This is a genomic window from Pseudomonadota bacterium (genome assembly GCA_034660915.1).
Taxonomy (GTDB): Bacteria; Desulfobacterota; Anaeroferrophillalia; order Anaeroferrophillales; family Anaeroferrophillaceae; genus DQWO01.
The window spans coordinates 1-13,681 of the sequence record JAYEKE010000101.1 but is presented as its reverse complement, the minus strand read 5'-3'; the positions used below and the strand labels follow the sequence as shown (position 1 = coordinate 13,681).

Genomic DNA, 13,681 nt, shown 5'->3' with positions numbered 1-13,681 from the left:
GTGTTGTCAGCTGCTGAAGAGAGGATTGAAAAATGAATCAGGAAGTGCGTTTACGCTTTGCCCCCAGCCCTTTTGAATTATGGGGACATGATACATAACTCCCGGTAACCGTGATGCCAATTTTTTTTACCATAAGTCAAAAATACTCGCAATTTTTTTGCGAGTTAGGTCTGCCGGTTCATCATCAACAATAAGGACGGTAAAGTAACGTTTTTTTTCGTTCATGATCCTGTTTGTCCATGCATTATGACTTATGAGCAGAACTGGTTAACGGAGACTTGTCGTGCCTTGTAAAGCAATGAGAGTCTCCATCCCAAGAATAGAGCACACATCGCGGAGAGGGTACAGTCTCTATTTTTCCTGTTTCTTATTTCGTTAAACCGGCAGATTTCTTTAAATTATTTTACAGAAAGAAATAGAGGACAGACCACGGTTCATTTACTATCCTATTTTCTCTATTAAAAACGTTGGGTTATGGTCTGTCCCAGATGTTTACGGACTATGAAACAATGTCGGCATGAGCCGCAAAAGCCTGGGACAGTCCCCTTTTAAACCGCAAAGGCTCAGGGGGGACAGTCTCGGTTTTGCTTGTAAATCAGAAATCTTTTCTTGACATGATCAACAAGGTGATCTATAATAAGATCATGTTAAACTTAAATATAAATGAAATAAAGACTCATTTTTCAAACTATCTCGCCAAAGTCAGTAATGGTGAAACCGTAATAGTCTGCAAGCGAAATGTGCCTATTGCTGAAATAAAACCAATTGCAGCCCCCCTCAATAAGAATCGTCCTATTGGTCTGGCCGGCAAAGAGTATCCCGATTTTCAAATTGGTAACGCTTTTTTCGAACCCCTCCCTGACGATATTGTGGCTGCTTTTAACGGCGAAGAGTCGTGAAACTTCTCCTCGATACCTGCACTTTTCTCTGGCTGACTAAGGGACGTGAAAAGTTGTCAGTTAAGGCAATTGATGCTTTTACCAACCCTCAAAATGAAGTATTCCTGAGCGCTGTTTCGGCTTGGGAGATCAATGTAAAATACCGCTTGGAAAAATTGCAACTTCCGCTTGCACCTGATCAATTTATTCCCAAAGAGCGTAAAAGACATTTAATCTCTCCCTTGAATTTATCGGAACAAGACACCCTGCATTTGTGCAAACTGCCTACTCCCCACAAAGATCCTTTTGATCGTATGCTTGTATGTCAGGCTATCGAACATTCATTGACAATTATTACCCCTGATCCCCTGATTAGACAATACCCAATCCGTTGTTTATGGTAGCTTTGACGATTACTAAAAAGTGCCTGCCGACTGTGTCAATCATTTATGCGCGGAATTTTCGCGGCCGCCGACAATCCTTGCAATCAGTGGCCGGAAATGATAATCCACGGGGCATTGTTTGCTGAGATATGCTGTAAAAATCCGCTTTGGATTTGACATTATTCGCTAGTGTTGTCAGCTGTTGAAGAGAGGATGAAAAGATGAATCAGGAAGTGCGTTTACGCTTTGCCCCCAGTCCCACAGGCTATCTGCATATCGGCGGGGCCCGAACCGCCATTTATAATTGGCTTTACGCCCGGAAAACCGGCGGGAAACTGATCCTGCGGATCGAGGATACCGATGCCGAGCGCTCAACCGAGGAATCCATCCAGGGGATTCTCGATGGCTTGCGCTGGCTGGGGGTGACCTGGGATGAGGGGCCTTACTTTCAGTCCCAGTTTGGCGAAGATCACCGGGCTGCGGCCCAAAAGCTGCTGGTAAGCGGCCGGGCCTATAAGTGTTTTTGTACCCGGGAAGAGCTGGAGCAGAAACGGGAAATAGCCAAACAGCAGAAACTTGATTTCAGTTATGACGGTACCTGCCGGAATTTGAGCCCGGCGGAAGTGGCGGCCAAAGAGGCGGCCGGTCTGCCGTATACCGTTCGTCTGCAGGTTCCCGCCGGTGAAGGCGCAGTGGTTTTTGATGATCTGGTCTATGGCCGCATCGAGAAAAAATATGTCGATATTGAGGACTTTGTTGTCTGTCGTTCAAACGGTCAGCCGCTTTACCTGCTTTCCAACGCCGTCGATGACGCCAGGGATCGTATCAGCCATGTTATCCGTGGACAGGATGGCCTGGCCAACACCCCGAAGCAGATTCTCATTTATCAGGCGCTGGATTTGCCGGTGCCAAAATTTGCCCATATGTCCCTGACCCTTGACCCCAAGCGGGCAAAAATTTCCAAGCGCAGCCACGGCGAACTGGTAGCGGTTCATTTTTACCGGGAACATGGTTTTCTGCCCTGGGCGCTGGTGAATTTTCTCGTGTTGCTGGGCTGGTCGAATCCCGATTCCCGGGAATTCTTCAGCCGGGATGAGTTGATTGAAGCCTTTGACTTGAAGGGAATCAAGCGGGCCAATTCAATTTTCAACGTCCAGAAGAATGATCCCAAATTCATTACCGATCCCAAGGCGATCAGTATGAATGCCCATTACCTGCGGGAGATGCCGCTGAAGGAGCTGGAGCCTTACGTGGTCGCCGAGTTGGAGAAAGCCGGCATCTGGCAGCCGGAATTCGCGACTGAACGGCGTGACTGGTTTTTGAAAACCATTGATCTCATCCGCAGCCGCTACCATTTTCTCACTGATTTTGCCACCCTTGGGCGGCCTTATTTTGCCGATGATTTTGAGCTTGAGGAAAAAGCCCTGAAAAAGAATCTGCTGAAACATCCGGACTTGAAGGAATTGCTGCCGTTACTAGCGGACCGCTTTGCCGCCATGACGGATTTTTCGGCAGCGGAGACTGAACGGGTGGTTCGGGAGGTAATTGAGGATCTGGATGTCAAACCCGGTATTATTATCAACGGCATGCGCGCCGCGGTTACCGGCCAGCTCAAAGGAGCCGGGATGTTTGAAATTCTGGAAATTTTCGGCCGGCAGCGGGTGGTGGACCGGCTGCGCCGGGTGGATAAATATTTTAGTTGAAATCAGGCGGATTTTTTTCTTGCGTCGATAAAAAAGCCCCACTTAAAAGCGGGGCTTTTTTGTGCTGGAAGGGAAGTATCCGGGATAGCGCATTCACAATCCGGGATAATCAATCAGTCATCTGCCGTTATCTCTTCGGTTTCTGTTTTGTTTTTTTTGGCTTCGGCTGCTAATGTAAAGCCAAAATTAAGGGCTTCCTCATTGATTTTTTCGGTGCCTGCCGGAACCCGGGCCAATACCGCCGTTTTGATGGCTTTCTTGGTCACAATGCCGGTGGTTTCCACCAGGACGCCCAGGGCGACAATATTGCTGAACAGTTCTTTGCCGAATTTTTCCCGGGTGCGGGCGGAAATGGGAATGGTGACCGCCCGGCTGGTGGGTACCTGGGTGACATAGCTGGTGTCGGCGATGAAGGTGCCGTCCACGGTCAGATCGTAGAGGTATTGGTCACAGGCCTTTTGGGACATGGCCAGCAATATGTTAACCCAGGTGGCCTTCGGGTAATAAATGGGGCCGCTGGAAATGATAACTTCAGCCTTGCTGGCTCCGCCCCGGGCTTCGGGGCCGTAGGACTGGCTTTGGACCACGTTTTTACGGTCATAAATGGCGGCTTCGGCAAGAATAATGCCGGCGGTAATTAAACCCTGACCGCCACTGCCGGCCAGGCGAATTTCCGTTCTTGCCTGGGTCATGATGTACCTCCTCCGCTGAGCCGTTCCTGGGCCTCAGAGATTATTTCATTATACAAATCACAGTATTCCGGCAGATCTCTTTCCACCAGTACCCCGGTGATAATTTTTCCGGCCAGCTCTTCTGTTGTCATTTTCGCCGCTTTCTTTTTGGGAATGGCTGATTCTTTTTGCCACTTAAGCATTTCCGGGGCGCCGCCAACCTTGTTCAGCCGACCATAAAGGGTTGGACAGTGAGTGACTATTTCAACCACGGCAAAACCATGATGGCGAATCGCTTTTTTAATCAGGTCCTGCAGCTGCATGACATGGTAGGAGGTGGTCCGGGCTACAAACGAGGCTCCGGCCGCCTCCGCCAGGGCCGAAATATTAAAAGGGTTTTCGATGTTTCCCGCCCGGCAGGTGGAGCCCTTGGCTCCATGGGGGGTAGTGGGACTGTACTGGCCGCCGGTCATCCCGTATATATAATTATTGAAAATAATGGCGGTCATATCAATGTTGCGGCGGCAGGCGTGAATGAAATGGTTGCCGCCAATGGCGGTGGCATCGCCATCTCCCATGGCCACAATCACCTGGAGTTTTTCGTTGGCCAGTTTTAATCCGGTGGCAAAAGCCAGCGCTCGCCCATGGGTGGTGTGCAGGGTATTGAAATCCACATAGACCGGCGCCCGGCCGGAGCAGCCGATGCCGGAGACAAAAGCGATGTCATCCTTCGCCAGGCCAATGCTGTCAATCGCCCGCAGCATACCGTTGAGGATGATGCCGTTGCCACAGCCGGGGCACCAGATATGGGGAAATTTTTTGTCATGGCGGCAATATTTTTTGGCTAATTCAGCATTACTGATCATCGTGAAAGCCCCTTCATGGATTTAATGATTTCATCCGGACTGATAATCTCACCATTTATTTTGTTTATTTTTTCCACTACCGCCCGCCCGGCGTTAACCCTGACCACCTCCCGGTAGATCTGCCCCATGTTCAGTTCCGGTACCAGGATGGTTTTAAGCTGGGGAAGGAAATGCTCCAGGGCAAAACGGGGAAATGGCCAGAGGGTACCAACCTTGATCAGTCCCACCTTAATGCCATCAGCTCGCAGCTGTTCTATGGCCGACTGGGCTGAAAGGACCATGCAGCCATAGGCGACGATGGCATGCTGGGCATCGTCCATATGTACATAGTCAACCAGGCAGATTTCCTTGAAACCCCGCTCAATTTTCTTGAAAAGACCGAGGATGTTTTCCCGGGCTTCCCGGGGTTTGCCGGTGGGAAATCCTTTGACGTCATGGACCAGGCCGGTGACATGATAGCGATAGCCTTCCCCGAAGCTGGCCATGGGTGAAACTCCCATGGAGCTGCGTTCGTAAGGAATATACCATTCAGGAGGCATGTTGGGCTTGATCCGGTTGACGGTTTCGACCATGGTCCAGGGTGGCAGTTCAACCCGGGCCCGCATGTGACCGATTACTTCGTCCAGCAACAGGATAACCGGGTTCCGGTATTTCTCAGAAAGGTTAACGGCCTTAACCGCGTAGTGAAATGTTTCTTCCACCGAGCTGGGGCAGAGGACAATAATTGGATGATCCCCATGGGTTCCCCAGCGGGCCTGCATCACATCTCCCTGGGAAGGGCTAGTGGGCAGGCCGGTTGAAGGGCCGCCCCGCATCACATTAACGATGACCAGGGGGGTTTCGGTCAGACAGGCATAGCCCAGATTCTCCTGCATCAGTGAAAACCCGGGTCCTGAAGTGGCGGTCAATGCCTTGGCACCACCCAGGGAGGCGCCGATAATGGCGGCAATACTGCCGATTTCATCTTCCATCTGGATAAATTTACCGCCCAGTTCCGGCAGGCGGATGGAGAGAATCTCGGCGATTTCGGTGGAAGGGGTAATTGGATAACCGGCAAAAAAACGAACCCCGGCAGCCATGGCCCCCTCGGCAGCCGCTTCGTTGCCCTGCATTAAACGGTAGGAATGGGTTTTGCTCATGCTCTACCTCCTTTGCCCGTATTTCCGCTTAATTTTGGTGGTTCTTTAACCGTAATGGCAAAATCCGGGCAGCGGAGTTCACACATGTGGCAGGCAATGCATTTTTCCGGGTGTTTGGCAAAAACCCGGCGGTTTTCATCCATGGCCAGCACCTGCTGGGGACAGAAGGCGACACAGATGCCGCACTGTTTGCACCAATCGGTGAAAACCGTGATTTTAGGCAGCGGTTTTTCCTCGACGATTATTTCCGGGTTTGCGGATGTAGAGGCCGGTTCAGACTGTTTTTCCATGGTGAAATCCTTGACAAAGTGTTGAAAAATAAGTTTGTTTGTATATATCTGTTCTCAACTTTCTGAGTTGTTCCAAAAACAGCTGAGAGAGCTTTCCTAAGGATGTTCCGGCATGGCTCTCTCTCATTCTCGCTACACATCGTGTGCAGCAAGTGGGGACACCGCTAAAGCAATGTCCCCGCGTCCGCCCAGGGTTACCGGGATTGGGGACATTTTTTCATCTCTTCCTTGGGCGCGCAAGTCAAGAGTGTCCCCTCGCGAAGCAGGGCGAAGCAAATGTGCAAACCGATGCCACAGTAAACTTGGGACTGTCCCCAGCTTCACCGGGGGCTGTCCCAGATGTTTACGGACTATGAAAAACCAGGGACAGTCCCGGATTTTTCTTCCCCAGCGACAATAACGAATAAATTTTTCAAAACATCTACCGATAAATTATGTTGACGGTCTACAATGGAGGATGTGCTATGTCAAGAGAAAATAATTGTTGGCTGAAAAAGCTGGCTTGCTGGTGGCCGGGAAATCCTCATCGGCAGCTGAAATCATGTTGCTTGCTGGTATTGCTGATGGTTGTTGTTCTGCTGCCGGCTGTTTCCGGAATGGCTGAGTCCGTCCCCAGATCCTCACCGATGCGTAAAGTCGGCATCATTGTCTATGGCGCCCCGTTTTTAAAATCTGCTGACGGTTTTCGTGACGGTTTGACGGCGGCCGGCTACCGGAAAGGTGTGGATGTGCAATACAGCGTCCATAATGTCAATAAGAACAGGGAGAGTATTCCGGTGTTGGTGCGAGAGCTTATCCAGCATCACTATGATTTGATTTTGGCCGTAACCACACCGGTGGTCCAGGAAGTCAAAAAGGCCACCGAAGGTAAAGAAATACCGGTACTGTTCACTACCGTTTCCGACCCTCTAGACTCCAAGATAGTGGCTTCACTAAAAGAACCCGGGGGAAATATTTCCGGGATCAGCCATCTTTCCTTTTCCCTGCTGTCAAAAAGGCTGGTGTTGTTTAAAGAAACGTTTCCATCGATCAGGAAAGTGGCTGTTTTCCATAATCCTGGAGAGGGATTTCTTGAAGATCATATTGACCGGTTTCTCAAAGTGGTGGTGGTAGAGAGCGGCATGGAGATCATTCATCTCCATGTCCGCGATGCCAAAGAGATGAAAACCGCCTGTGAGCGGCTTTCCAGCAATGATGTTGATGGTATTTTCATGGTTCCCGATCCTTTGCCCATGGCCATGTTTGGCGAGTTGGTGGCCGCTTCCCGGCGGGAAAAGCTGCCCTTGATGGTCATTGATAATGTGCTGTTGGCCAAAGGCGGGGTTATGGGTTACAGCCCGGATGTCTATGATGTGGGTTTCCAGGCGGCCTGGATGGCAGTCCAGGTTTTTCAGGGTGCCGAGGTGGGCAAACTGCCGGTGCAAAATCCGGATAAAGTAAGGCTGGTGGTGTCATTGAAAGAGGCCAAGTCACTTGGCTTACCCATTTCCCGGGATATTTTGCAGCGGGCTGATGAGGTGATTCGATGAGGTTCAGTCTGTTCAGTAAACTGTTGGTCGGTTTTTTGCTGGTGGCCATGATCCCCCTGGGATTTGGGATAGTCATGTTTTCACAGGTAATTTTTAAGTCTCAACAGTTGAGATTACAGGAACTTGGCCAGGCCAGGCTGGAGGTGGCGGAGAATATCATTGCTGAAAGAATTGGTTCGATCGATCGTGAGCTTCGCTTTCTGAGTCAACGGCTTGAGGGGGAGGTTGCTGACCAGCACTTTTTGCGCTACCCCTATGAGAAAAATAAAGAGATTCTGAAAATTATAGCTGCTGATTCAAAAGATCGGGTCCAGGCATCCTTGTTCCGCTATGGTTATATTGCTGATGAAACTAAAGTTCCTCACAGGGAATTTGGTGGCGATCGTCTGATTTCATTTGTAAGCTGGAACCAGGAGCCGCAACTGCAGATTATCTATCCGCTCCATGATCCGTTAACCAGTGAGAATCTTGGAACCTTGCGGGCTGAAATCAGCTTGAAGAATCTCTTTGCCGAGCTTGCTGATTACCATCCTTTCAGTAACAGTGGACAACTTTACATTGTGGCTGAAACCGGAAAAATTGTTTCCCATCCTGATATTAATCTGGTGTTGACGGCAGAAAATGTGACCGGATTGCCGGTGGTTGCCGCGATTATGAAGGGTAAAACCTTTGCTTTTGCCGAATATCAGGACTTAGATGGCCAGCCGGTAGTGGGTATAGCCCGGAAAATTTCCGGCATCCCGCTGCTGGTAGTGAATGAAATTCCCCGGGATCAGGCCTATTTTCTGCTTCATAAGTTGAAAAAAAACTTTTTATTTGCCTTTGCCTCAGCTCTGCTGTTGGTGCTCCTGACTGCCTGGATTATTGCCCGTTCCATTACCCGGTCCATGGCCAGGTTAACTGCCGGAACCAAACAGATTACCGATGGCGATCTGGATTTTTCCTTGACTGACTTCCCCCGTGATGAAGTGGGAAATCTTGCCGATCATTTCAACCGGATGGTGACGGCATTGAAAGAAGATCGCAATAGCCGTCAGTTGGCCGAGGAGAATCTTCGTCTCAGTGAACAGCGCTACCGGACGATAACTGATTTTGCCTATGATATGGAGTGCTGGCGGGATCCTGCGGGGAAATTCCTTTTTGTCTCGCCCTCATGTGAAGAATTGACCGGCTACGCCCCGGCTGAATTTCTAGCGGATTACCGGCTGATGCGTAAGCTGGTGCTGCCTGAAGATCACCATATTTTTATCGGTCACCGGCATGAGGTCACAGCAGAGGGACGTTTTCTGCCGATTGAATTTCGCATTCGGCGGAAGGATGGCAAGGTTCGCTGGTTTGAACATATCTGTCGGCCGGTAACCGGTGTTGATGGTGAGAACCTGGGAATTCGCGGCAGCAACCGTGATATCACCGACCGTAAACGGGTGGAAGAGATTCTGGCGGCTGAACGGGAGCGGCTGGCGGTTACCTTGCGCAGTATTGGTGACGGGGTGATTACCGTTGATACCCATGGCCGGGTGGTCATGATTAATCTGGAAGCGGAACGTATGACCGGCTGGGATCATGAACAGGCGGTTGGGCGTCCGCTGGCTGAAATTTTCATCATTATTGATGAAAATTCAAGAGATATTCGGGAAAATCCGGTGGATCAGGTGCTTGCTTCCGACCGACCGGCGGAACTAGCCAATGGTACGGTTCTGGTTGCCCATGATGGCAGCGAGCTGGTGATTGGTGACAGTGCCGCCCCTATTGTCGACCAGCAGGGCGAGGTTATCGGAGTGGTGTTGGTCTTTCGCGATTTGACGGAAAAACAGCGGTTGCAGAATGAATTGCTGAAAGCGGAAAAGATTAAATCCGTTGGCCTGCTGGCCGGCGGGATTGCCCATGATTTCAATAATCTGCTCCAGGGAATCGGTGGCAACCTGGCGCTGGCCCGTCTTGGAAAGTCGTTGCCGACTGAGGTTGACCACAAACTTGAAGAGGCGGAAAAAGCGGTCCAGCGGGCTGCCGGTCTCACCCAGCAGCTGCTGACCTTTTCCCGGGGCGGGGCGCCGGTTACTAAAGAGGTGCAGTTGCCGGAGCTTATCAGTGAATCAGTAAGCTTTGCCTTGCGTGGTTCCATGGTAAAACCCATTTTCAACATTGCCGCTGATCTTCATTTGGCGGTTGTTGATACCGGCCAGATCAGCCAGGTCATCCATAATCTGGTGCTTAATGCCGATCAGGCAATGCCTGACGGTGGTGAAATTGAGATCACCGCGGAAAATATTCAGGTGGAAACCGAGGGAGAGGTGGAAACACTGTCGCCCGGTGAGTATGTAAAACTTACAGTTCGTGATCAGGGATCCGGAATTCCCCGGGAAATTATGGCGCAGATATTTGACCCTTATTTCAGCACCAAGGATGAAGGACGGGGATTGGGCCTGGCATCCTGCTATTCGATTATCAAAAACCATCATGGTTTGCTGACTGCTTTCTCAAAACCGGGAGCAGGGGCGACGTTTCTATTTTATCTGCCGGCGGCCAGAGGTTGTATTGAAGCAAACAATGAGAAAAAGGAGGAGGTTAGTCTGGAAAAGGGGTCAGCAAAAATCCTGGTGATGGATGATGATGTGGTAATCCAGGAGATTCTTGCTGAGATGCTGGAATTTGCCGGTTATGAGTCCGAGATTACCGCTGACGGGCAACAGGCTGTCAAAGCTTACCAGCAGGCCATGGTAGAAGGTCAACCCTTTGCCGTGGTGATTGCCGATTTAACCGTACCCGGGGGAATGGGGGGGGAAGAACTGATGACCGCCTTATTGAAAATCGATCCGCTGGCGAAAGGAATTGTTTCCAGCGGCTACTCCCATGATCCGGTAATGGCCGATTTCGCCGGTTACGGCTTTAAAGCGGTGATCGGCAAGCCTTATAAAATGGAAGAGTTGACCCAGGTACTCCATGAGGTGTTGCAGGGGAAAGGAGAAAGGAGAAAGGTGAAAGGAGAAAGGTGAAAGGTGAAAGGTATAAGGTGTAGGGTATAAGGTACAAGAAATCGTGGGGATACCATCAAAACCCAGCTGCAAACCGGGGAGACATCCTCAAAATAAAAGCGGTTTTTCAATCTGTCATTAAAGTTAAAATGGTTGTAACTTCCAAGCAAATGAAACCATTTACTTGGAAGTTACAAAATACTCTCACAGTGGCACAAAGTCACAGAGAACCCCAGTCATTTGCCCTCTGTGACCCCGTGTTTCTGGGAGAAACAAGAAAAATTTGCAATTATTCAGCGTAATTTTTTTGTCTCGCGCCCGTTCGCTTCACTCACTCAAGACGCCAAGAGCGCCAAGAAAAACGATAGACGATATAGCAAATTGAATAATGAAAAGATGAAAAGATGAAAAAGTTAGACACAATTATTAAAATGTGCTACATTGTAAATATATATGTGTCCAGGAGGCTGTCCGAGAATAGAAGTTTTTTCTCAGGTCGAGGCATTTTCGGACGGTCTCCCAAGCTTTAACGGGAGGACTTTGCATGCAACAGCTAAGTATTAGAGAGATGCGATCATCTTTGGGGAAATTAGATCATCTTTTAGAGGATGCCGGCGAACTGATTGTTACGCGGCACGGGAAAGCAATCGCCAGAATTTCACCTATCAGTCCGCCGAAAAAAAGGCCAAGTCATTCCGACCTCCGTCGTAGTATGCCTTATCTCAATACTGCTTCCGAAACTTTGATTCGCAGAGATCGCGATGAAGGTTGACAATATTGCTTATCTTGATACCAGCGCTCTGGCAAAATGGTACCTGAATGAGAAAAATTCAGATGAGTTCTCTGCTTATATACAAAAACTGGATGTGGCGATAATCAGTAGTTTAACTTGTATTGAGATGCGCTCCCTGCTGGCTCGTCGTAGAAGGATGGAGGAAATCGATGTTGAACTTGAGTTGACTATCTATACGTTGTTTAAAGATGATATCTCTCACGGATATCTTCAGCTTTACCATGTAGAAAACTCAAATTTAGAAGCGGCCGTCGACCTTATTGATTGCTATCCAAAATATCCATTAAGAACGCTGGACGCGTTGCACTTAACGATTGTCAGAAACTATGGGATCACCTCAATAGCTACCGCGGATGAGGTCGTGGCTAAAGTTGCCAAAGAGATGGGATGTGCCGTTAAATTATTTTAAACCGCTGTCCTTTAACCTTTAACCTTTCGCCTTTATCCTCCAGCCTTTCTAATCACTTCCCGCAACTCGGCAAAACGATACGGTTTCGCGACTCGGCCTTGAAAGCCATATTCTTCATAATGGGCCATTACCGGATCGGTAGCGTAGCCGCTGGAGACGATGATTTTAGCCCGCGGATCGATAGCCAGGATTTCCCGCGCCGTTTCCTCGCCGCCCATGCCGCCGGGGATGGTCAAATCAGTGATTACCAGGTCGAAGGGTGAATTGTTCTCCCACGCCTGCCGGTATTTTTCCACAGCCTCCCGGCCGTGGGCGGCATGATCTACCTGGTGTCCCAGTTCTTCAAGCATGTCGCCCAGAATTTCCCGTACCACTTCCTCATCATCCAGGACTAAAATCCGGGCGGCGGCAACCGACTTGGGGTTGATTTCAGCGACCGGTTTTTCCGGGATTGTCTCTGCCGCCTTATCCGCAGCCGGCAGCCGGATGGTAAAGGTGGTCCCCTGGTTCAGTTTTGAATCGACCGTTATGGTGCCGCCGTGTTTGCTGATAATCGAGTAGGCGGAGGCCAGTCCCAGGCCGCTGCCCTGTTGCTTGGTGGAAAAGTAGGGGTCGAAGACCGTGCTCAGATGCTCAGGGGCTATTCCCACTCCTTCATCCCGCACGGTGATCTGTATCCGGCGGCTGGCCGCGGTTTTTATATTGCCGGCGGTAATGGTTATCGTCCCGCCGGTAGGCATCGCCTGTTGGGCGTTGATGACCAGATTGCTGATAACCTGACTGAGCTGTCCCTTGTCGGCTTCCACCAACCATAAATCCGGGGCGATACTGGTTTGCAGCCTGGCGTTGCCGCCCCGCAGTGAAAATCGCGCGGTCTCGGCAATGACTTCGCCGATGGAGAGGGTCTTTTTAATGGGATCGCCCCCTTTGGCAAAAGTGAGCAGCTGTTTGGTCAGGTTGGTGGCGTTTTCCATTGACTGCCCGGCGGCATCCAGGAATTTGCGCGCTTTGTGGTCGGCAGGCAAAAACATCCCGGCCATTTCCAGGTTGCCGAACAGCCCGGTCAGCAGGTTATTGAAATCATGAGCGATTCCCCCGGCCAGCAGACCCACGGATTCCAGTTTTTTTAATTTCAGCTGTTCTTCCGCCGCCCGCCGGCGATCGGTGATGTCGCGCCAGACAGTGTGCAGCAAGATTTCATCTCCAGTGGGAATAGCGGTCAGTGAAACTTCAACCGGGAAAATTTCCCCGTTTTTACGCACGTGGTTCCATTCAAAGCGATGGCTTCCTTTGGTCCTGGCAATTGCCATCATTTTCAGGGCCTTGTCCCGGGATTTTTGGCCGTCCGGTTGGGTTTCAGGAGACAGTTTCCCTGGGTGCCGGTCAAGGAATTCTTTTTTGGAAGCATAGCCCAGCATTTCGACGGCGGCGGCATTGCAATCCACGAAGTAATTACCCCGGGTGATTAACATGGCGTCGGTTGAATTTTCAAAGAAGGTGCGGTATTTCTCCTCGCTTTCTCGCAATTTGTGTTGCGCGATGTTTTTATCACTCAGCATCCGGTTGGCATCACCCGCCATCCGGTAAAATTCTTTAAAACGTATTTTACGGCGGTCGATTTCCTGGTCACTTTGAGCCGCCCGGGTGAAAAAGGTGGCAAAAATGGCGAAATCATTCAGTAAACGACGGCTGAACAAGTGAAATAAAAGCAGGAAGATGGCGATGATGGCCGTGGCAAGCAGCACCGTGGTCTGGATGTCAGTCCGGAGTCTCTTTTGTAATCCTGCCTGCATCGCGGCAATACCGGTTTCGATGTCGTCAAGATAGACGCCGGCGCCCACCAGCCATTGCCAGTCAGGAATTCCATAAATAAAGGAGGTTTTGGGAGCTTCTGTCTTCTGGGTAGTTAGCTTGATGAACGAGTAATAGATATAATCACCCCCTGGTTTTAAGGCGGCATTATACTCCTTGGCAAAAAGGTCTTTGATGCTCTCGGGATTCTTAGCGAAAACCTCCCAGAGTTTTTTTGAGCCATCAAAAATTTTTCC

Annotated in this window: 12 protein-coding genes; 7 read left to right on the top strand and 5 right to left on the bottom strand. The window is 50.0% G+C overall.

Annotation, left to right across the window (positions count from 1 at the left end; translation table 11 throughout):
* Positions 1–644 precede the first annotated feature (644 nt).
* The 3 genes from U9P07_06150 (at position 645) to gltX (ending at position 2,964) form a co-directional block, all read left to right on the top strand.
* Positions 645–899, top strand: coding sequence for a type II toxin-antitoxin system prevent-host-death family antitoxin (locus U9P07_06150; protein MEA2108984.1), 255 nt, complete (start codon positions 645–647; stop codon positions 897–899).
* Positions 896–1,282: a type II toxin-antitoxin system VapC family toxin gene (locus U9P07_06145; GenBank protein ID MEA2108983.1), complete on the top strand. Its 387-nt coding sequence runs from the start codon at positions 896–898 to the stop codon at positions 1,280–1,282. Before U9P07_06150 ends, U9P07_06145 begins: the two co-directional genes overlap by 4 nt.
* 200 nt (positions 1,283–1,482) lie before the next feature.
* The gene (gltX, locus tag U9P07_06140) at positions 1,483–2,964 is read left to right on the top strand and encodes a glutamate--tRNA ligase (GenBank protein MEA2108982.1); all 1,482 of its coding nucleotides are present in this window, start codon (positions 1,483–1,485) and stop codon (positions 2,962–2,964) included.
* Between the two features lie 113 nt (positions 2,965–3,077).
* On the opposite strand, the gene U9P07_06135 is transcribed toward gltX, so the two are convergent.
* The 4 genes from U9P07_06135 to U9P07_06120 are packed head-to-tail and all read right to left on the bottom strand — an operon-like array spanning position 3,078 to position 5,930.
* Positions 3,078–3,656 (bottom strand): 2-oxoacid:acceptor oxidoreductase family protein, encoded by a 579-nt coding sequence (locus U9P07_06135; protein MEA2108981.1) that lies wholly within the window; start codon positions 3,654–3,656, stop codon positions 3,078–3,080.
* Positions 3,653–4,501: a 2-oxoacid:ferredoxin oxidoreductase subunit beta gene (locus tag U9P07_06130; protein ID MEA2108980.1), complete on the bottom strand. Its 849-nt coding sequence runs from the start codon at positions 4,499–4,501 to the stop codon at positions 3,653–3,655. Before U9P07_06130 ends, U9P07_06135 begins: the two co-directional genes overlap by 4 nt.
* A complete protein-coding gene (locus tag U9P07_06125; protein MEA2108979.1) occupies positions 4,498–5,640 on the bottom strand; it encodes a 2-oxoacid:acceptor oxidoreductase subunit alpha in 1,143 nt (380 codons plus the stop codon). The genes U9P07_06130 and U9P07_06125 overlap by 4 nt, the downstream gene beginning before the upstream one ends.
* On the bottom strand, positions 5,637–5,930 hold the full coding sequence (locus tag U9P07_06120) for a 4Fe-4S binding protein (protein ID MEA2108978.1): 294 nt from the start codon (positions 5,928–5,930) through the stop codon (positions 5,637–5,639). The genes U9P07_06125 and U9P07_06120 overlap by 4 nt, the downstream gene beginning before the upstream one ends.
* A 464-nt stretch (positions 5,931–6,394) precedes the next feature.
* Between U9P07_06120 and U9P07_06115 the strand changes: the two genes are divergently transcribed.
* The 4 genes from U9P07_06115 (at position 6,395) to U9P07_06100 (ending at position 11,633) form a co-directional block, all read left to right on the top strand.
* On the top strand, positions 6,395–7,459 hold the full coding sequence (locus U9P07_06115) for an ABC transporter substrate-binding protein (GenBank protein ID MEA2108977.1): 1,065 nt from the start codon (positions 6,395–6,397) through the stop codon (positions 7,457–7,459).
* The gene (locus U9P07_06110) at positions 7,456–10,452 is read left to right on the top strand and encodes a PAS domain S-box protein (GenBank protein MEA2108976.1); all 2,997 of its coding nucleotides are present in this window, start codon (positions 7,456–7,458) and stop codon (positions 10,450–10,452) included. Before U9P07_06115 ends, U9P07_06110 begins: the two co-directional genes overlap by 4 nt.
* A gap of 523 nt (positions 10,453–10,975) precedes the next feature.
* A complete protein-coding gene (locus tag U9P07_06105; GenBank protein ID MEA2108975.1) occupies positions 10,976–11,203 on the top strand; it encodes a prevent-host-death protein in 228 nt (75 codons plus the stop codon).
* The gene (locus U9P07_06100) at positions 11,193–11,633 is read left to right on the top strand and encodes a type II toxin-antitoxin system VapC family toxin (protein MEA2108974.1); all 441 of its coding nucleotides are present in this window, start codon (positions 11,193–11,195) and stop codon (positions 11,631–11,633) included. The genes U9P07_06105 and U9P07_06100 overlap by 11 nt, the downstream gene beginning before the upstream one ends.
* Positions 11,634–11,665: 32 nt before the next feature.
* Here the strand turns inward: U9P07_06100 and U9P07_06095 are convergent.
* On the bottom strand, positions 11,666–13,681 hold a 2,016-nt coding region (locus tag U9P07_06095), incomplete at its 5' end, for an ATP-binding protein (protein ID MEA2108973.1).

Coding starts and splice junctions, on each gene's coding strand:
- gltX (MEA2108982.1), top strand. CDS start 1,483: ATGAATCAGGAAGTGCGTTTACGCTTTGCCCCCAGTCCCACAGGCTAT.
- U9P07_06105 (MEA2108975.1), top strand. CDS start 10,976: ATGCAACAGCTAAGTATTAGAGAGATGCGATCATCTTTGGGGAAATTA.
- U9P07_06150 (MEA2108984.1), top strand. CDS start 645: ATGTTAAACTTAAATATAAATGAAATAAAGACTCATTTTTCAAACTAT.
- U9P07_06115 (MEA2108977.1), top strand. CDS start 6,395: ATGTCAAGAGAAAATAATTGTTGGCTGAAAAAGCTGGCTTGCTGGTGG.
- U9P07_06125 (MEA2108979.1), bottom strand. CDS start 5,640: ATGAGCAAAACCCATTCCTACCGTTTAATGCAGGGCAACGAAGCGGCT.
- U9P07_06130 (MEA2108980.1), bottom strand. CDS start 4,501: ATGATCAGTAATGCTGAATTAGCCAAAAAATATTGCCGCCATGACAAA.
- U9P07_06110 (MEA2108976.1), top strand. CDS start 7,456: ATGAGGTTCAGTCTGTTCAGTAAACTGTTGGTCGGTTTTTTGCTGGTG.
- U9P07_06100 (MEA2108974.1), top strand. CDS start 11,193: ATGAAGGTTGACAATATTGCTTATCTTGATACCAGCGCTCTGGCAAAA.
- U9P07_06135 (MEA2108981.1), bottom strand. CDS start 3,656: ATGACCCAGGCAAGAACGGAAATTCGCCTGGCCGGCAGTGGCGGTCAG.
- U9P07_06120 (MEA2108978.1), bottom strand. CDS start 5,930: ATGGAAAAACAGTCTGAACCGGCCTCTACATCCGCAAACCCGGAAATA.